The 17,915-nt window shown below is 70.4% G+C and carries 19 protein-coding genes; 14 read left to right on the plus strand and 5 right to left on the minus strand.

The window, feature by feature from the left end:
* Nucleotides 1-7: 7 nt before the first annotated feature.
* Entirely contained in the window at nt 8-325 is a 318-nt protein-coding gene (locus AC13HU_RS10840; protein ID WP_483041581.1) for a DUF1330 domain-containing protein, read from the minus strand.
* Between the two features lie 138 nt (nt 326-463).
* Between AC13HU_RS10840 and AC13HU_RS10845 the strand changes: the two genes are divergently transcribed.
* Nucleotides 464-634 (plus strand): hypothetical protein, encoded by a 171-nt coding sequence (locus AC13HU_RS10845; protein ID WP_483041582.1) that lies wholly within the window; start codon nt 464-466, stop codon nt 632-634.
* A 219-nt stretch (nt 635-853) separates the two neighbouring features.
* Here the strand turns inward: AC13HU_RS10845 and AC13HU_RS10850 are convergent, their stop codons facing one another.
* Nucleotides 854-1,465, minus strand: a complete 612-nt coding sequence (locus AC13HU_RS10850) for a hypothetical protein (RefSeq protein WP_483041583.1) — start codon at nt 1,463-1,465, stop codon at nt 854-856.
* 106 nt (nt 1,466-1,571) lie between these two features.
* Here AC13HU_RS10850 and hemL point away from each other — a divergent pair, with 106 nt between their 5' ends.
* The 7 genes from hemL to ccsB all read left to right on the plus strand — a co-directional run bounded on the left by hemL (nt 1,572) and on the right by ccsB (nt 9,496).
* Nucleotides 1,572-2,879, plus strand: coding sequence for a glutamate-1-semialdehyde 2,1-aminomutase (gene hemL / locus AC13HU_RS10855; protein ID WP_483041584.1), 1,308 nt, complete (start codon nt 1,572-1,574; stop codon nt 2,877-2,879).
* Complete coding sequence (locus AC13HU_RS10860; RefSeq protein ID WP_483041585.1) at nt 2,876-3,553, plus strand: histidine phosphatase family protein; 678 nt, start codon at nt 2,876-2,878, stop codon at nt 3,551-3,553. Before hemL ends, AC13HU_RS10860 begins: the two co-directional genes overlap by 4 nt.
* Nucleotides 3,554-3,793: 240 nt before the next feature.
* Complete coding sequence (locus AC13HU_RS10865) at nt 3,794-5,113, plus strand: polysaccharide deacetylase family protein (protein ID WP_483041586.1); 1,320 nt, start codon at nt 3,794-3,796, stop codon at nt 5,111-5,113.
* Nucleotides 5,114-5,206: 93 nt separating this feature from the next.
* Nucleotides 5,207-5,818: a TlpA family protein disulfide reductase gene (locus tag AC13HU_RS10870; RefSeq protein ID WP_483041587.1), complete on the plus strand. Its 612-nt coding sequence runs from the start codon at nt 5,207-5,209 to the stop codon at nt 5,816-5,818.
* Nucleotide 5,819: 1 nt separating this feature from the next.
* Nucleotides 5,820-6,587, plus strand: coding sequence for a cytochrome c biogenesis CcdA family protein (locus AC13HU_RS10875; RefSeq protein ID WP_483041588.1), 768 nt, complete (start codon nt 5,820-5,822; stop codon nt 6,585-6,587).
* A gap of 3 nt (nt 6,588-6,590) precedes the next feature.
* A complete protein-coding gene (gene resB / locus AC13HU_RS10880; RefSeq protein ID WP_483041589.1) occupies nt 6,591-8,417 on the plus strand; it encodes a cytochrome c biogenesis protein ResB in 1,827 nt (608 codons plus the stop codon).
* Complete coding sequence (gene ccsB, locus AC13HU_RS10885; RefSeq protein ID WP_483041590.1) at nt 8,414-9,496, plus strand: c-type cytochrome biogenesis protein CcsB; 1,083 nt, start codon at nt 8,414-8,416, stop codon at nt 9,494-9,496. Before resB ends, ccsB begins: the two co-directional genes overlap by 4 nt.
* Nucleotides 9,497-9,540: 44 nt before the next feature.
* On the opposite strand, the gene AC13HU_RS10890 is transcribed toward ccsB, so the two are convergent.
* The gene (locus AC13HU_RS10890; RefSeq protein WP_483041591.1) at nt 9,541-9,942 is read right to left on the minus strand and encodes a PLD nuclease N-terminal domain-containing protein; all 402 of its coding nucleotides are present in this window, start codon (nt 9,940-9,942) and stop codon (nt 9,541-9,543) included.
* A gap of 115 nt (nt 9,943-10,057) precedes the next feature.
* On the opposite strand from AC13HU_RS10890, the gene AC13HU_RS10895 reads away from it, so the two are divergent.
* Entirely contained in the window at nt 10,058-11,509 is a 1,452-nt protein-coding gene (locus tag AC13HU_RS10895) for a menaquinone biosynthesis decarboxylase (RefSeq protein WP_483041592.1), read from the plus strand.
* On the plus strand, nt 11,506-12,423 hold the full coding sequence (gene mqnP / locus AC13HU_RS10900) for a menaquinone biosynthesis prenyltransferase MqnP (RefSeq protein WP_483041593.1): 918 nt from the start codon (nt 11,506-11,508) through the stop codon (nt 12,421-12,423). Before AC13HU_RS10895 ends, mqnP begins: the two co-directional genes overlap by 4 nt.
* A 158-nt stretch (nt 12,424-12,581) precedes the next feature.
* Here mqnP and AC13HU_RS10905 read toward each other — a convergent pair whose 3' ends face one another.
* Together AC13HU_RS10905 and AC13HU_RS10910 are read right to left on the minus strand one after the other, a co-directional pair.
* A complete protein-coding gene (locus AC13HU_RS10905) occupies nt 12,582-13,694 on the minus strand; it encodes a hypothetical protein (protein WP_483041594.1) in 1,113 nt (370 codons plus the stop codon).
* 141 nt (nt 13,695-13,835) lie between these two features.
* Nucleotides 13,836-14,393 (minus strand): rhomboid family intramembrane serine protease, encoded by a 558-nt coding sequence (locus AC13HU_RS10910; RefSeq protein ID WP_483041597.1) that lies wholly within the window; start codon nt 14,391-14,393, stop codon nt 13,836-13,838.
* A gap of 328 nt (nt 14,394-14,721) precedes the next feature.
* On the opposite strand from AC13HU_RS10910, the gene AC13HU_RS10915 reads away from it, so the two are divergent.
* The 4 genes from AC13HU_RS10915 (at nt 14,722) to AC13HU_RS10930 (ending at nt 17,869) form a co-directional block, all read left to right on the plus strand.
* Nucleotides 14,722-15,519 carry a UbiX family flavin prenyltransferase gene (locus AC13HU_RS10915; protein ID WP_483041598.1) on the plus strand — a complete coding sequence of 266 codons (798 nt, stop codon included), beginning with the start codon at nt 14,722-14,724 and terminating at the stop codon, nt 15,517-15,519.
* Between the two features lie 82 nt (nt 15,520-15,601).
* Nucleotides 15,602-16,057: an Lrp/AsnC family transcriptional regulator gene (locus AC13HU_RS10920; RefSeq protein ID WP_328467791.1), complete on the plus strand. Its 456-nt coding sequence runs from the start codon at nt 15,602-15,604 to the stop codon at nt 16,055-16,057.
* 42 nt (nt 16,058-16,099) lie between these two features.
* Entirely contained in the window at nt 16,100-17,263 is a 1,164-nt protein-coding gene (gene mqnE / locus AC13HU_RS10925) for an aminofutalosine synthase MqnE (RefSeq protein ID WP_483041595.1), read from the plus strand.
* An 81-nt stretch (nt 17,264-17,344) separates the two neighbouring features.
* Nucleotides 17,345-17,869 (plus strand): GNAT family N-acetyltransferase, encoded by a 525-nt coding sequence (locus tag AC13HU_RS10930; protein ID WP_483041596.1) that lies wholly within the window; start codon nt 17,345-17,347, stop codon nt 17,867-17,869.
* Nucleotides 17,870-17,915 lie beyond the last annotated feature (46 nt).

The following is a 17,915-nucleotide window of genomic DNA, read 5'->3' on the forward strand; positions in this document are numbered from 1 at the left end:
GGCGTGCTCAGTGCTGTGAGGCGGCGCGGTAGCTGTCGGGCACTCCGGCGGTGAAGACGAGGTCGGTTTCGGAGTGGTCGGTGCGGTAGTGGGCGATCTCGCGGTACGCGGGGGAGGCGTACCAGTCCCGGGCCGCCGCCAGGTCGGGGAACTCGACGATGATCAGGTAGCCGGGCCAGTCGCCCTCCACCACGTCCAGCACCGAGTCGTGGACGAGGAAGTGGCCGCCGAAGGGGTCGAGGGTGTCCGAGATCCGGTCGAGGTATATGCCGATCTCGGGGTGCGGGGTGACGCTGCGCATGTGGGCCACGACGTAGGCGGTCATGTCGAACTCCTCTGGTCTGCCGGTGCTTCCGGATCGGGGCGGGCGCCCCGCGTGTTCCGGTACGACAGACGCTACGGAGGGCCGGCGCCACCGGAATCCGTCACGCTTAGGTAGTCCGCCCGGTACTTCGCTCACCTGGTGCGGGAGATGGGCGTCCCCGCCGGCCGGGCCCGCGCCGAGGCGCTGCTGTGGCCGGCCGCCGGCCGCGGCCTGCTGTGGGAACTCGCCACGGGCGCCGACCCGTTGGCGGTGGACGCGGTGGCCGAGGCGTTCTTCGTGCAGTACGGGAAGGCGTCGCGCGACCGTTGATCCGGCGCCCGCTCGACGGCCCCCGAAAGCGCCCGCGCGTCCGCCGGCTCGGCCCCGCGCGTCCGCCGGATCGACCCCGCGCGTCCGCCGACTCACCTGCGCCGCAAGGGCGTTGTGCGTGTCCAGGCCGTTGCGGCGATCCGCCAGAAACAAAGCGGGCGAAGGGGGCATATCGCATCGCGCGGCCGCAGTGGCGCGCGCGAATTCGGACGGCAGGCGCTACGGCCAGACCAGGCAGTAGAGCTGGTGGCCGGACTCCTCGCAGCGGCGGGCGAAATCCTGCCATTCATGGAGCATCTGGTAGATGACGAACGCGTCGCGGGGGCCGCGGCGATCGGGCACCGTGGACCAGATGAAGGCGGCGGCGCCCAACGACTCCTCGTTGGCGGTGCGCAGCGGGTCCACCACGGACGAGGGCAGCCGGACGACGGCGTAATCCGGGTGCAGGACGACGAGTTCGAGCGGCGGGACCTTCGACGGGGGTATGCCCTCGATGCCGGTGAGCACCATCGCGGCCATCGTCTCCGGCTTGACCTTGGTGTACATGCCCTGGCCGAGTTCGTCCCCCCCGAGTTCCTCCGGGCGCATGGAGATGGGGACGCGGGCTGCGGTGGCCCCGTCGGGCGCGCCGAAGTACTTGTAGGTCACCCCCACTCGGCCACCCCTGCTCCTGCCCTTTGCGGTCGGTCGCTGCTCCGGATGGTCAGTCCCGGAGTCGTTGTTCTCCTGCGGTACGCGATCGGCGGGCCGGCGTCGCCGGCCGGTGGGGCGGGGGTTTTCGGGCTCGCGATCGCCCGGTACGTCGCCCGGTTCGCCACCGCGCTGCTGCATTCCACTACCCGACCATCCGTCGACCCAACCATGCAACCCGATCATCGTGTCAGATGCGAGGTTGAGACGTTGCCGCGCAACGCCCGTCGTTTGAGAGCATGTGCCTGTGAGCTATCCGTACGAAGCACCAGTGTCCCAGGAACTCTTCGACCGCGCGGCGGCCGTGACCCCAGGTGGCGTGAACTCCCCGGTGCGGGCGTTCCGCGCGGTGGGCGGCACCCCGCGGTTCATGGTCTCCGGTGCCGGCCCGTATCTGACCGACGCCGACGGGCGCGAGTACGTCGACCTCGTCTGCTCGTGGGGACCGATGATTCTCGGCCACGCGCACCCGGAGGTGATCGCGGCCGTGCAGGCGGCGGTGGTCGGGGGTACCTCCTTCGGCACGCCCACCGAGGGTGAGGTCGCGCTCGCCGAGGCGATGGTGGCGCGGGTCGAACCGCTGGAGCAGGTGCGCCTGGTGTCGTCGGGTACCGAGGCCACGATGTCGGCGATCCGGCTGGCCCGCGGCTTCACCGGCCGCGCGAAGGTGGTGAAGTTCGCCGGCTGCTACCACGGTCATGTGGACGCGCTGCTGGCCGCCGCCGGTTCCGGGGTGGCCACGTTCGGGTTGCCCGACACCCCCGGTGTGACCGGCGCGCAGGCCGGCGACACCATCGTGCTGCCGTACAACGACATCGAGGCGGCACGGGCCGCGTTCGCCGCCCACCCGGGCGAGATCGCCTGCGTCATCACCGAGGCGTCGCCCGGCAACATGGGCGTCGTGCCGCCGCGGGACGGCTTCAACGCCCGGCTCAAGGAACTGTGCACGGCCGAGGGCGCGCTCTACATCTCCGACGAGGTGATGACCGGCTTCCGGGTCAGCGCGGCCGGCTGGTACGGGATCGACGGGGTACGCCCCGACCTGATGACCTTCGGCAAGGTGATGGGCGGCGGCTTCCCCACCGCGGCCTTCGGTGGCCGCGCCGACGTGATGGCCGCGCTCGCCCCGGCCGGGCCGGTCTACCAGGCCGGCACGCTCTCCGGTAACCCGGTCGCCACCGCCGCCGGGCTGGCCCAACTCCGCCTGCTGGACGCGGCCGCGTACGCCCGGCTCGACGCGGTCTCCGCGCAGATCCGCGAACTGGTGAGCGCGGCGCTGGACAAGGAGGGCGTCGTGCACCGGGTGCAGACCGCGGGCAGCATGTTCTCCGTCTTCTTCACCGACGCCGAGGTACGCGACTTCGACGGCGCGAAGAAGCAGGAGGCGTACCGTTTCACCGCCTTCTTCCACGCGATGCTGGCGCAGGGCGTCTACCTGCCGCCGTCCGCGTTCGAGTCCTGGTTCGTGTCGACCGCACACGACGAGCAGGCGGTGCAGCGGATCGCCGCTGCGCTGCCCGCCGCCGCACGTGCCGCAGCGGAGGCCCACGCATGAGCGCCGACCACACCGAGCTGACCGTCGTGCACCTGATGCGCCACGGCGAGGTGCACAACCCCGAAGGGGTGCTGTACGGGCGCCGGCCCGGCTACCACCTCTCCGAACTCGGCCGGCAGATGGCCGACCGGGTCGCCGAGCACCTGGCCGGGCGTGACATCCGCCACGTCGTCGCCTCCCCGCTGGAGCGGGCCCAGGAGACGGCCACGCCGATCGCGAAGACCTTCTCGCTGGACCTGGCGACCGACGCGCGGCTGATCGAGGCGGCGAACGTCTTCGAGGGGAAGACCTTCGGCGTCGGCGACGGCGCGCTGAGCCGGCCGGCGAACTGGAAGTACCTCACGAATCCGTTCCGGCCGAGCTGGGGGGAGCCGTACGTCGACCAGGTGGTGCGGATGATGGCCGCGTTGGGCGCGGCGCGTGACGCCGCGCGCGGGCACGAAGCGGTATGCGTCAGCCATCAGTTGCCGATCTGGATCGTGCGGTCCTATGCGGAGCGGCGGAGGCTGTGGCACGACCCGCGCAAGCGGCAGTGCACGCTCGCGAGCGTGACCAGCTTCACGTTCCAGGGGGACGAGGTGGTCTCCGTCGGTTACAGCGAGCCGGCGATCGACCTCGTCCCGGCGAGGTTGCGGGCCGGCGCCAAGCCGGTACGCGGCTCGGTGGGTGCGTAGCCGCACCCTGGGTGCCGTTACGGAAGAGGGTCGCAAGCAAGGGGCGCCGGGAATTTCCCGGCGCCCCTTACGTGTGCGCCCTTCTTCCGCATATGCCAGCTCCGGGCCTCTTTTAAGGTGATCTGTTTAGCCCATAAGTGGGCTATTTGGCGGCGAGTCCCCGTTTCTCCGTGACCACAAGGAAGTGGTGAGGGGCAACGACGCAGACGCAGAACGCAGACGCCGAGAGACGGGGATCGCATGAGTGCCATGACCCGAAGGGCCCTGTTGACCACCACCGCCGGAGCCGCCGCGGGCGTAGCCGTGGCGGGTTGCGGCGCAAAGGAGGGGGGCACCTCGGGCGCCGCCCCAAGTGCCCGTAAGACGGGGGAGCACTCCGGGGCGAGCGGCGCGAAGGCCCCGGCGACGACCGTGCGGCTGATCGGCGACGGTTCCACCGCCGACACCGGCCCGCAGCCCGGCCAGCCCGTGGTGGACCGGCTGGAGCCGGGCCAGACGCCCCCGCAGTTCGTGGTCTTCTCCTGGGACGGCGCCGGCGAGATCGGCAACGGCCTCTTCCCCCGCTTCCGCAAGCTCGCCGACGACCACGGCGCCAAGATGACCTTCAACCTCTCCGGCCTCTACCTGCTGCCGGAGGACAAGAAGCTGCAGTACGCGCCGCCGAACAGCCCGCTCGGCGCCTCCGACATCGGCTACCTCGCCGACGACCACATCAAGATGACGCTCGACAACCTGCGGCAGGCGTGGTCCGCGGGCCACGAGATCGCCACCCACTTCAACGGCCACTTCTGCGCAGGCGCCGGCAGCGTCGGCCGCTGGACCCCGGCGGACTGGAAGAGCGAGATCGACCAGGCCGTGTCGTTCGTCACCCAGTGGAAGACGAACACCGGCTGGCACGACGACGAGCCGCTGCCGTTCGACTACGAGAAGACCCTGATGGGCGGCCGCACCCCCTGCCTGCTCGGCCAGGACAACCTGCTGCCCACCGCGGCCGCGCTCGGCTGGCGCTACGACACCAGCAACCCCGGCGGCAACCAGACCTGGCCGGACAAGATGCAGGGCCTGTGGAACTTCCCGCTCCAGCTCATCCCGTTCCCCGGGCACACGTTCGAGGTCCTGTCGATGGACTACAACATGCTCGCCAACCAGTCGCACGCCGCCACCAAGTCCGACCCGCGCAACTACCCGTACTGGCGCAGCCAGGCCACCGCCTCGTACGTCGCCGGGTTCCAGCGCGCCTACGAGACGAACCGCGCGCCCTTCTACATCGGCAACCACTTCGAGGACTGGAACGGCGGCATCTACATGGACGCCGTCGACGCGGCCTTCCAGCACATCGCCTCGCTCGGCTACAAGGACGTGCGGCTGGTCTCCTTCCAGCAGCTCACCGACTGGCTGGACGCCCAGGACCCGGCGATGCTGGACAAGCTGCGGGAACTGGAGGTCGGCGGGCAGCCGGTCGGCGGCTGGAAGCAGTTCACCGGACAGGTGCCGGCCTCCGACGCGACCGGGGCCGCGCCCGCGACCGGCGCGGCGCCCTCGGTGCCGTCGGCGACCTGACCCTCGCATCCTTACTTGGGGCAATTGCCGTCTTTGGGGTTGCCGGTGGGGGGGTGCGGAAGATCGTCCGAAGGCCCATGCGAAACTTTTCACATGAGTTCTCCGCGCGCCTTCGGACGCCACCTGCTCCGCCGCGCCGCCGTGCCGGCCGGGGCCGTGGCGCTGGCGCTGACGCTCGCCGCATGCAGTTCGTCCACGTCGTCGTCCGGCACCGGCAACTCCAACTTCGTCGGTGGCAACGGCAACATCACGGTGGTCAAGGCCGCCCAGCGCAAGGCCGCCCCGGAACTGTCCGGCGAGACCGTGTCCGGCGGCACCGCCAGCCTCGCCGCGTACAAGGGCAAGGTCGTCGTCGTCAACATCTGGGGGTCGTGGTGCGCGCCGTGCCGGGCCGAGGCGCCCAACCTGGCCAAGGTCTCCGCGGCCGAGGCCGGCAAGGACGTCCAGTTCCTCGGCATCAACACGCGTGACCTGGTCCGTTCCAACGCCGCCGGGTTCGACAAGCGCTTCAACATCACCTACCCGAGCCTGTACGACCCGTACGGCAAGCTGATCCTGAAGTTCCCCAAGGGCAGCCTCAATCCGCAGAGCCTGCCGGCCACCCTCGTGATCGACCGGCAGGGACGGGTCGCGGGGCGGGCACTGACCGCGCTCACCGAGGAGCAGCTGCACAAGCTGATCGACCCCATCGCCGCGGAGAAGTGACGTGGCCGGCGGCACTCTCCTCCTCGCCGACAGCGTGCACACGGTGCAGTCCGGAGCACTCGTCGCGGCCATACCGGTCGCGATGTTCGCCGGGCTGATCTCCTTCGCCTCGCCCTGCGTCCTGCCGCTCGTGCCCGGCTACCTCTCCTACGTGACCGGCGTCACCGGCAGCGACCTCGGCGGGGCCCGGCGCGGGCGGATGTTCGCCGGGTCGCTGCTGTTCGTGCTCGGCTTCAGCGCGGTGTTCGTCTCCACCGGCGCGCTGTTCGGCAACTTCGGCGCCGATCTCCAGGAGCACCGGCAACTGCTGACCCGGATCTTCGGCACGCTCACCATCGTGCTCGGGCTCGCCTTCATGGGCATCCTCGGCGGCATCACCCAGCGGGAGTTCCGCTTCCACTACCGGCCCGGTGTCGGGCTGGCCGGCGCCCCGCTGATCGGCGCCATGTTCGGGCTGGGCTGGACGCCGTGCGTGGGACCGACGCTCGGCGCCGTGCAGACGCTGGCCTTCAACAACGCCAGCGCGGGGCGTGGCGCGCTGCTGATGGTCTTCTACTGCTTCGGTCTCGGGGTGCCGTTCATCGTGGCCGCCCTGGCCTTCCGCCGTACGCTGGGCGCCTTCGGGTGGGTCAAGCGGCACTACGCCTGGGTCATGCGGATCGGCGGCGGCATGCTCGTGGCCGTCGGGGTGCTGCTCGTCACCGGCGTGTGGGACCACATCACCTACCAGATGCAGATCTGGTCCAGCGGCTTCTCCACAGGGGTCTGAACCGTGAGCATCACGCACAAGCCAAGTGACGGCCGTGTCCCCGGCCAGGGTTCCGGGCCGGACGCCGGCCGCGATCCTGACCTCCAGGAGGAGGGCGCCGGCGGCGAGGACGGTCTCGGCGCCGCGGGCGCGCAGCTGTCCACCCAGCCGGTGGACACCCTGGCCAGCGGGCCCTCGCTCGGCGTGCTCGGCTGGCTGCGCTGGATGTGGCGGCAGCTCACCTCGATGCGGATCGCGCTGATCCTGCTCTTCATGCTGTCGCTGGCCGCGATCCCCGGTTCGCTGATCCCGCAGCACAGCGACGAGCTGAAGGTCGCGGCGTTCAAGAAGGCGCACCCGGACATCAGCCCGCTGTACTCCCGGCTGGACCTGTTCCACGTCTACGGCTCGCCGTGGTTCTCGGCGATCTACATCCTGCTGTTCATCTCGCTGGCCGGCTGCATCGTGCCGCGCAGCTGGCAGTTCGTCGGGCAGCTGCGGGCCAAGCCGCCGGCCGCGCCGCGGCACCTGGTCCGGCTGCCCGCGTACAGCACCTGGCACACCGACGCGAGCCCGGAGCAGGTCGCGCAGGCGGCCCGGAAGGCGCTGCGCGGGCGGCGGTTCCGGGTCAACGCCACCGGCACCTCGGTGGCCGGCGAGAAGGGCTACCTGCGGGAGGCCGGCAACCTGCTCTTCCACGTGGCCCTGTTCGGCCTGCTGATCGGCTTCGCCTGGACCTCGCTGAACGCGGCGTCGGGCGGCAAGCTGGTGGTCGAGGGCCAGGACGGCTTCGTCAACAACCTCACGCAGTACGACGACTTCTCCGGCGGCACGCTCTACAACGCCGACGACCTCAAGCCGTTCGGCTTCACGCTGGACAGCTTCGACGACCAGTACGCCACCAGCGGCCCGGAGCGCGGCACCGCGCTGAAGTTCCAGGCGAACATCCACTACTGGAGCGGCACCGACAGCTCGCACGCGACGAAGGGCTCGATCGCCACCAACCACCCGCTGAGCATCGGCGGCGAGAAGGTGTACCTGATCTCGCACGGCTACGCGCCCGTGGTGACCGTCAAGGACGCCCAGGGCAACCTCGCGTACCAGGGCCCGGTGCCGTTCCTGCCGCAGGACGCCAACCTGACCTCGACCGGCGTGATCAAGGTCCCGGACGCGATGGGCAAGAACGGCAAGCCCGACCAGCTCGCGTTCGAGGGCTACTTCACGCCGACCGGTGACACCTCGCGCGGCCCGATGTCGCTCTTCCCCGGCGAGTTGCAGCCGATCCTGTGGCTCAACGCCTTCCACGGCGACCTCGGCCTGGACTCCGGCATCGCGCAGAACGTGTACCAGCTCGACACCGCGCACATGAAGCAGTTCAAGCTGAACACCAAGACCGGTGTGAACGGCGTCGCGCTCGGCCCGGGCGACTCCATGGAACTGCCGGGCGGCGCCGGCAGCCTGGAGTTCGACGGGGTCAAGCGCTGGGCCAGCTTCACCGTCTCCCACCAGTCCGGCAACGAACTGGCGCTGGTCAGCGGCATCATCGCGATCCTCGGTCTGATGGGGTCGCTGTTCATCCAGCGGCGCCGGATCTGGGTGCGCGCGGTGCCGTCCGACCGCGGCACCCTCGTCGAGATGGGCGGCCTCGGCCGTAGCGAGTCGGCCCGGATCGCCGACGAGCTGGGCGAGCTCGTCGACCAGCTCCAACCGGCCGCCCCGGTCAGATCCACCGCCGAACGCCCCGCCGATACCGCCGACGAGGACTCACCCGGGACCGTATCCGGGTCCGGTGCCTCGAACGTCCCCGACGAACCGCCAACCCTGCCCGACGACGAAGGAGTCCGCGCGTGAACCTCGCGGCCGCGGTCAACGAGAACTTCGCGAACTACAGCAACTACCTGATCCGCTCGGCGATGTTCGTGTACGCGCTCGCCTTCCTCGCACACCTCGCGGAGTGGGTCTTCGGCGGCCGGAGCAAGATCGCCGTGCAGTCGGCCGCACTCACCACGCAGGACGCGCAGGACGCGGCCGCGCCGGCGGTGGCGGTGCGCTCCGCGGGGGGCACCACCACGCTGGCACGGCCCAAGGTCGTCACCCGCGCCTCCGCCAGCGACCGTGACATCGCGGACGGCCCGGGCGCCTCGGGCGGTAACGAGAAGGGCGACCTGTACGGCAGGATCGCGGTCTCGTTCACCGCCCTGGCATGGGTGCTGCACGCCGGCGGCGTCGCCTTCCGGGCCGCCTCGGTGCAGCGCGCGCCGTGGGGCAACATGTACGAGTTCTCCACCACGTTCGGCGCGGTGGCGGTCGGCGCGTACCTGCTGCTGCTGGCGCTGAAGAAGAACGTCCGCTGGATCGGGCTCTTCCTGACCACGTCGGTGCTGCTCGACCTGGGCCTGGCGCTGTCGGTGCTCTACACCTCCAGCGAGCAGTTGGTGCCCGCGCTGCACTCGTACTGGCTGTGGATCCACGTCTCGTGCGCGATCATCTCCGGCGCGGTGTTCTACCTCGCCGCCGTCGGCACGCTGCTCTACCTGTTCCGCGACCACTACGAGATGGCGCTGCTGGCCGGGCAGGCGCACAACAACCGCTGGGGCGACATCATGCGGCGGCTGCCGGCCGCCGCGAGCCTGGACAAGTTCGCGTACCGGATGAACGCGCTGGTCTTCCCGCTGTGGACGTTCACCATCATCGCGGGCGCGATCTGGGCGCAGGCCGCGTGGGGCCACTACTGGGAGTGGGACCCGAAGGAGACCTGGTCGTTCATCACGTGGGTGGTGTACGCCGGTTACCTGCACGCCCGCGCGACCGCCGGGTGGAAGGGCCGCAAGGCCGCCTACCTGGCACTGGTCGCCTTCGGGTGCTTCCTGTTCAACTACTACGGCGTGAACATCTTCGTGACCGGCAAGCACTCCTACGCCGGGGTGTGACGAAGCTCGCCTCGCGGAGTACCGCTACATCGGGACGGTACCGCTCACTCGCCCTCGGGCGCGGGGGCGGTGCCGTCCCCGCGCTTCTGCCGGTTCAACTCGGCGAGCGAGCGCAGGAACTCCGGGTTGTCGTCCGGCGGCACCCAGTCCTCCTGCGGCGCCTGGAGCAACTGGCCGTCCAGCGGCCGGGGTTTCGCGGGGTCGGCCGGGCGGGAGAGGTCCGGCCCCCACCCGGGCCGGAAGGCGCCACGCGGGCCGGGTACGCGCCGCTTGCCCAGCGCCAGCCAGGCCAGCGGGCCGATCAGGATCTCGCCGAAGAAGAACACGATCAGCAGCCAGACCACCTTGGGCAGTCCGCGCACCTGCCGGTCCGGAGTGCCGAGGCAGTCCACGAAGGCGTATATCCATACCGCGATCACCAGCAGGAACGGCATGTAGCGCGTCATTCGAGAACCCCGGCCCCATGTTGACCAATCCTTGACCCCACCCAGGTTACGTCCTGGGGTCCGGCGGTCGGCGGCCCGGCCGCGTACGGCCGTCGCGGGGTGGAAGACTGACCGCATGGCTTACGACGATCTCCGCTCGCTGCTGAGGGCACTGGAGAAGGACGGCGACCTCAAGCGGATCACCGCCGAGGTGGACCCGTACCTCGAAGTCGGGGAGATCACCGACCGGGTGAACAAGGCCGGCGGCCCCGCGCTGCTCTTCGAGAACGTGCGCGGCTCGCTCGCCCCGCTGGCGATGAACGTGTACGGCACCGACCGGCGGCTGCTGAAGGCCCTGGGCCTGACGTCGTACGCCGACATCGGGGAGAAGATCGGCGGGCTGCTCAAGCCGGAACTGCCGCACGGCTTCGTCGGGGTGCGGGAGGCGTTCGGCAAGCTCGCCGGGATGGTGCACGTGCCGCCGAAGAAGGTGAAGGACGGCCCCGTGCAGGAGGTCGTGCTCACCGGTGACGACGTGGACCTGGACCGGCTGCCCGCGCTGTTCACCTGGCCGCAGGACGGCGGGTTCTTCTTCAACCTCGGCCTGACCCACACCAAGGACCCCGTCAGCGGGGTGCGCAACCTTGGCCTGTACCGGCTCCAGCGGCACGACCGGCGCACCATCGGCATGCACTGGCAGATCCACAAGGACAGCCGCAACCACTACCAGGTCGCCCAGCGGCGCGGCGAACGGCTGCCGGTGGCGATCGCGTTCGGCTGCCCGCCCGCGGTGACGTACGCCTCGACCGCGCCGCTGCCCGGCGACATCGACGAGTACCTGTTCGCCGGGTTCGTGCAGGGCAAGCGGGTGGAGATGGTGGACTGCAAGACGGTGCCGCTCCAGGTGCCCGCGCACGCCGAGGTGGTGCTGGAGGGCTGGCTGGAGCCGGGAAAGACGCTGCCGGAGGGGCCGTTCGGCGACCACACCGGCTTCTACACCCCGCAGGAGCCGTTCCCGGCGCTGACCATCGACTGCGTGACGATGCGGAAGCGGCCGGTGTTCCAGTCGATCGTGGTCGGCCGGCCGCCGACCGAGGACGGGCCGCTTGGGCGGGCCACCGAGCGGTTCTTCCTGCCGCTGCTGAAGATCATCGTGCCGGACATCGTGGACTACCACCTGCCGGAGGCGGGCGGCTTCCACAACTGCGCGATCGTCTCGATCGACAAGAAGTACCCCAAGCACGCGCAGAAGACGATGCACGCGGTGTGGGGCGCCCACATGATGTCGCTGACCAAGCTGGTCGTGGTGGTGGACGCCGACTGTGACGTGCACGACCTGCACGAGGTCGCCTGGCGGGCGTTCGGCAACACCGACTACGCCCGGGACCTCACGGTGGTGGAGGGCCCGGTCGACCACCTCGACCACTCGTCGTACCAGCAGTTCTGGGGCGGCAAGGCGGGCATCGACGCGACCCGTAAGCTGCCGGAGGAGGGCTACACCCGTGACGGCGGCTGGCCTGAGATGGTGCTCTCCGACCCGCAGACGGCGGACCTGGTGACGAAAAGGTGGAGGGAGTACGGCCTATGAGCGCCACGACGCCGGATCTGTTCGAGTCGGAGCCGCGGCCCGACAGCAGGGTGCGGGCCTTTCTGCGGCTGGTGATGATCGAACACTCGGTCTTCGCGCTGCCGTTCGCGTACATCGCCGCGCTGACCGCGATGTTCCACGGCAGCCACAGCGTGCACTGGCGCCAACTGCTGTTGGTGACGGTGGCGATGGTGGGTCTGCGGACCTTCGCGATGGCCTGCAACCGGATCATCGACCGGGAGATCGACGCCCGCAACCCGCGCACCGCCAAGCGCGAACTGGTCACCGGCGCGCTGTCGGTGCGCTCGGCGTGGACCGGGGCACTGTTGGCCGTGGTGGTCTTCCTCGGCGCCGCCGCGCTGCTCAACCCGCTGTGCCTGGCACTGGCGCCGGTCGCTGTGGTGCCGATGGTGGTCTACCCGTACGGCAAGCGGTTCACGAACTTCCCGCACGCCATCCTCGGCGTCGCGCAGGCGATGGGACCGATCGGCGCGTGGCTGGCGGTGACCGGGTCCTGGGACTGGCACGCGGTCGTGCTCGGCCTGGCGGTCGGGGTGTGGATCGGCGGGTTCGACCTGATCTTCGGCAGCCAGGACGTGGCCGCGGACCGGGCGCACGGCGTGAAGTCGGTGCCGGCCCGGTTCGGCATCCCGGCGGCGCTGTACGGGGCGCGGGTCTGCCATCTGATCACCACCGCACTGCTGATCTGGTACGGCGCCACGACCGGCGCGGGCGGCTTCTGGTGGGTGGGCATGGCGATCGTGGCCGGCGCGTTCGTCTACGAGCACTCGATCGTCAAGCCGCACGACCTGAGCCGGCTGAACCGGGCGTTCTTCACGGTCAACGGTGTCATCGGCATCACGCTCTTCGTCTTCGCGCTGCTCGACCTGATCGCGCGCGGCCTGAGCTGGTAGCGGGCGGACTTACGGCAACGGCACCACGGCAACGGCAACGGCAACGGCCTCGGCGGGATGATCCGCCGAGGCCGTTGCCGTCATACGACGAGCGTCATGCGAGGTGCGTCATACGGCTCGCGTCGTGCGACTTGCGTCGTGCGACGCGGTGGTGCCGCTCAGAACATCGAGTCGTCCGAGTTGTCGCCGCCGAACTGGTTCATGACCGCGCTCACCACGTCCTGCGGGTTGAGCGCCACCGAGCCGCTCGGCGCGCTGATCGGCGCCACGCTGCTCTTGAACCCGACCGTCAGCGGCAGCGGGCCGGTGGACTCGCTGTCCAGCTGGTGGATGTCGAAGGTGATCGACTCGATCTTGCCGTCCTTGATGGCGACATCGGCCGTGACCTTCTTGTTCGGCACGCCCTCGGCCTTCTGCATGCTGTCCAGGTCGGACTGCTTGATGCCGGGGATCTGCTTGAACGCGGGGGTGACGCTCGCGGCCACGTCCTTCGCGAACTGCTGCGCGGGCACGCTCACCGTGACGTGGTCGGCGCCGTCCTTCTTGCCGGCGTCGGCGAAGGTGGCGTCCTTCGTCAGCGCGGCGCGCAGCGCGGTGACGACCTGCTGCTCCGTCTTCGCGTCGAGCGTCGGGGCGGCGGTGGAGCCGGAGCCGCTGTCCACGCCCTGGGCGGCGAGGGCGCTCTTGGCGAACGCGCTCCACACCGCCGGGTCGATGCTGACCCACTTGCCGCTGAGCACCGCGCCCACCGAACCGGGCTTGCTGGTCAGGCCGTCCAGGTACTGCTCGTTGAACGCCGCGATGGAGTCGGCGTCGGACTTGCTGGTGTCGAGCTTCTCCAGGCCCTTGATGTCGGCCCGCACATAGACCTTCTGGCCGACCAGGCGCACCTCGATCAGCTTCTTGCCGCTCGGGCCGTCGGTGGAGAGCAGGAAGCCCGCGGAGGAGCCCTTGGAGGCGTCCGCGCCCTTGCCGAAGCTCTTGCCCAGCAGGTTCAGCGACTTCTCCGAGCTGCCGCCGATCGTGACGTGCAGCGAGGCGAGCAGGTCGGCGTCGGCCTGCGTGAAGCCGTCCTCGTCCTTCATCGCCGAGTAGATCTGGGCGGAGGTGCCGCTGAAGCCCAGGTCGACGCTGACGGTGTTCTGCTTGCCGAGCTTCTCGAAGGCGTTGCTCACCTTCCCCTGCGGCGAGGTGGGGTCGTCGGCACCGCACGCTGCGGACCCGGCGGATATGAGGGCCACCACTCCGGCGGCGGCGAGGCCCTTGCGCATGCTGATGATGACGAACTCCTAGGAAAGGGGCGAGTAAGTGGACGAGCTGGAGCAGAAGCGTAACTGTGCGGGCGCTGTGGAATCACCCGGGTTGTTCAGGGCGAGTTGCGGGCTGGTTGCTTGCCGGAGTCCGGCAATCGATCAGCCGCCGTGCGGTGGTTCGCCGGCGCGCACCTCGGCCGGCCGGTCGCGGAACAGGTAAGCGGCGGTCACCCCGCCGACGAGGCCGAAGAGATGACCCTGCCACGAGACGCCGGTGTGCACCGGCAGTACCCCCCACAGGATGGAGGTGCCGTAGTACGCCCCGACGAGCAGGCCCACCACCAGATCCAGCGCGCGGCCGTCGACGAAGCCGCGCACCAGCAGGTAGCTGAACAGGCCGAAGATCAGGCCGGAGGCGCCCGCGGTGTTGGTGTGCGCGGGTGAGAACGCCCACACGCCGAGCCCGTCGATGACGATGACGGCGAACGACACGGCCAGGAAGCGGCCGATGCCGCGCAGCGCGGCGATGAAGCCGAGCACCAGCAGCGGCAGGGTGTTGGACGCCACATGGCCGTAGCCGAAGTGGATGAACGCCGAGGGCACGATGTCCGCCAACTCGCCTGCCTTGCGCGGCTGGATGCCCAGGCTGTCGAGCCGGTGGCCGGTGGTCATGTCGACGACCTCGAGCGCCCACAGCAGCGCCACCCAGGCCACCATCAGCACCGCGGCGGAGGCGAGCCGGCTGCCGGCCGTGGCGGAAGTGCTCCGGTCACGGGCACGCAGTGGTGCGAACCGCGTCCCACGACGGCCGGTGTACGCCGCGATGCGTCCGTACGCCACCGAATCCCCCCAATCCGCCACGTCCCCACGTGGTTCAGCCTCCAGTGTGCACGACGCCACCGACACCGTCAGCGGTTCCCACCGCGGCAGGTCGATCGACCGGAACCGTCCGTACCGGTCGGGAACCGGGTGAACCTGCCCGGGTCGGCGCCTTGCGCAGGTCGCGGCTACGCTCGACCGCGTGGCGGACGCGGACGTGGGCGAGGTGGGCACCGGACAGGGTGTCCGGGGCGGTGAACGGGGGCGCGCCGGGCGCACCCCGTGGATCGTCGGCGTCTCCGGCGCCTCGGGCACGCCGTACGCGGCGGCGGTGCTGCGCGCGCTGCTGGGCGCGGGCGAGAGCGTGGACCTGGTGGTCAGCCGGGCCGCCCGGCTGACCCTGCTCGACGAGACCGGGGCGGCGGTGCGGGACGCGCACTGGCGGGAGGACCTGGCGCGCTGGCTGGCCCGCGGCGCCGACGGCCGCCCGGACGCCTTCGCCCCCGGCCCCGACCTGGCGGCCGTACGGTACTGGCCCGCGGGCGACCTCGCGGCCGGGCCGTCCTCGGGTTCGTACCCGGCCAAGGGCATGCTGATCGTGCCGGCCAGCACCGCGTGCGTGGCCGGGGTCGCGCTGGGCCTGTCCAAGGACCTGCTCCAGCGCGCGGCGAGCGTCACGCTCAAGGAGCGCAGGCCGCTGGTGGTCGCGGTGCGCGAGACCCCGTTGAGCGGTCAGACGCTGCGCCAGCTCACCGCGTTGGCCGACGCGGGTGCGGTGGTGCTGCCCGCCTCGCCGGCGTTCTACGCCGGCGGCACCACGGCGCAGGAACTGGTGGACTTCGTGGCCGGGCGGGTGCTGGACGCGGCGGGTGTGCCGCACCGGTTGTACCGGCGGTGGACGGGTGAGCTGGGCGGGGCGTCGGGCACGGCCTCGGGCGCGGCCTCGGACGCGACGTCAGGCGAGGCATCGGACGGGCCGTCGGACGGGTCATCCGGCGGGTCGTTCGGCGGCACCGAAGTGTAGATGCGCAGGGCAAAAACCGTTTCATGCCTTAGATTCGTGTCCTTACAGCGCAATCACCAGGCGAACGGGAGGGTCCAATCCGATGGACGCGGTGGACAGGCAGCTCATTCAGGCGTTGCGCGAGAACGGCCGGGCGTCCTACGCCGAGCTGGGCCGGCTCGTCGGTCTGTCCGGGCCGAGCGTCACCGACCGGATCAACCGCCTGGAGCAGGCGGGCGTGATCACCGGCTACCGCGCGACCGTCGCCCCCGCGGCGATGGGCCTGGGCGTGACCGCGCTGGTCGGGCTCCAACTGTCGGACGCCGCCGACCACGAGGAGGTGGCCCGGCGGCTGTCGGACCTGGACGAGATCGAGGACTGCTGGTTCATCGCGGGCGACGACTCGTACATGCTCAAGGTGCGGGTCGGCGACGTGGACGGGCTCGAACACACCATCCGCCGGCTGTCCGGCACCAAGGGCGTGGCGAGGACCCGCACCACGATCGTGCTCTCCACCAAGTGGGAGAACCGGGTCGGGCACCTGCCGGAAGAGGTGTAGGCGTACCGTCGGGTGGAACCCCGTAGGAGGAGAGACACAGACATGGACGCTGGGCTCAAGCGCGAGCTGGAGGAGAAGGTCCACGCCGGCGAGCGGCTGACCCGTGAGGACGGTGTCGCGCTCTACGAGTCCGACGACCTGGCGTGGCTGGGCGGCCTCGCGCACGAGGTGCGCACCCGCAAGAACGGCGACGTGGTCCACTTCAACGTCAACCGTCACCTGAACATGACGAACGTGTGCACCGCGTCCTGCGCGTACTGCTCCTTCCAGCGCAAGCCGGGCGAGAAGGACGCGTACACGATGCGGATCGAGGAGGCCGTCCGGCTGGCCAAGGCCATGGAGGGCGACAGCCTCACCGAGCTGCACATCGTCAACGGGCTGCACCCGACGCTGCCGTGGCGGTACTACCCGCGGTCGCTGAAGGCGCTCAAGGAAGCGCTGCCGGAGGTCTCGCTGAAGGCGTTCACCGCCACCGAGATCCACCACTTCGAGACGATCTCCGGCATGTCCGCCTCCGACATCCTGGACGAACTGATCGACGCGGGCCTGGAGTCGCTGACCGGCGGCGGCGCCGAGATCTTCGACTGGGAGGTGCGGCAGCACATCGTGGACCACCGCACCCACTGGGAGGACTGGTCCCGTATCCACCGGCTGGCGCACTCCAAGGGCCTCAAGACCCCGGCGACGATGCTCTACGGCCACATCGAGGAGCCCCGGCACCGCGTCGACCACGTGCTGCGGCTGCGCGAACTCCAGGACGAGACCGGCGGGTTCCAGGTCTTCATCCCGCTGCGCTACCAGCACGACTTCGTGGACATGAAGGACGGCAAGGTCCGCAACACCCTGCAGGCCCGCACCACCATGGCCACCGGCGCGGAGGCGCTGAAGACCTTCGCGGTGTCCCGGCTGCTGTTCGACAACGTGCCGCACGTGAAGGTGTTCTGGGTGATGCACGGCCTGTCCACGGCCCAACTCGCCCTCAACCACGGCGCCGACGACATGGACGGCTCGGTCGTCGAGTACAAGATCACCCACGACGCGGACGACTACGGCACGCCCAACAAGCTGACCCGCGACGACATCCTCGACCTGATCAGGGACGCCGGCTTCCGTCCGGTGGAGCGCAACACCCGCTACGAGATCATCCGCGAGTACCCCGGCCCCGACGGCGACCGCCGGGAGTCGCCGCAGCCCATGCGGGTGTGACCCGGGTGGCGTGAACGGGTGTGACCCGGGTGACACGAAAACGGCTGGGAGTCGATCCGGCGTAATAGGTACTCTGCTGTTATGGCACTTACCTTCGAACTCGATCCGGCGATCGACGACGACCTGCGCGAGGGCGTCCTCGCACTGTGGGCGGACGTGAGCAACGCGGGCGGCGCGGTCGGCTTCGTGCCGCCGGTCGCCGCCGCGGACATCGCGCCGAGCCTGGCGGAGTCGATCGCCGAGGTCGAGGCGGGGCGGCGCCGGCTGCTCGTCGGCCGCGACGAGGACGGCCGGGTCGCCGCGACCGCGTTCCTCACGTACAACTCCCACCGGCTGATGACCCACTGGATCTGGCTCTACACGGTGATGGTCCACCCGCGCCATCAAGGTGCGGGATACGGGCGGGCGCTGATGGCCGAGGCCGAGCGGGCCGCGCGTGGCCTCGCCGGCGTCGAGGCGATCCGGCTGACCTGCCGCGGCGGCCTCGGCCTCGAACGCTTCTACGCCTCCTGCGGCTACAAGGAGGTGGGCCGGGTGCCGGACGCGATCCGGGTCGCCCCGGGCGACGACCGCGACGACGTCTTCCTGCTGCTCCCGCTGCTCTGATCGCCGCCCGTTCGCCCGCCGTCTCCGGCGGGGCCCACCGGGGGGC

The organism is Streptomyces sp. NH27 (genome assembly GCF_056859195.1).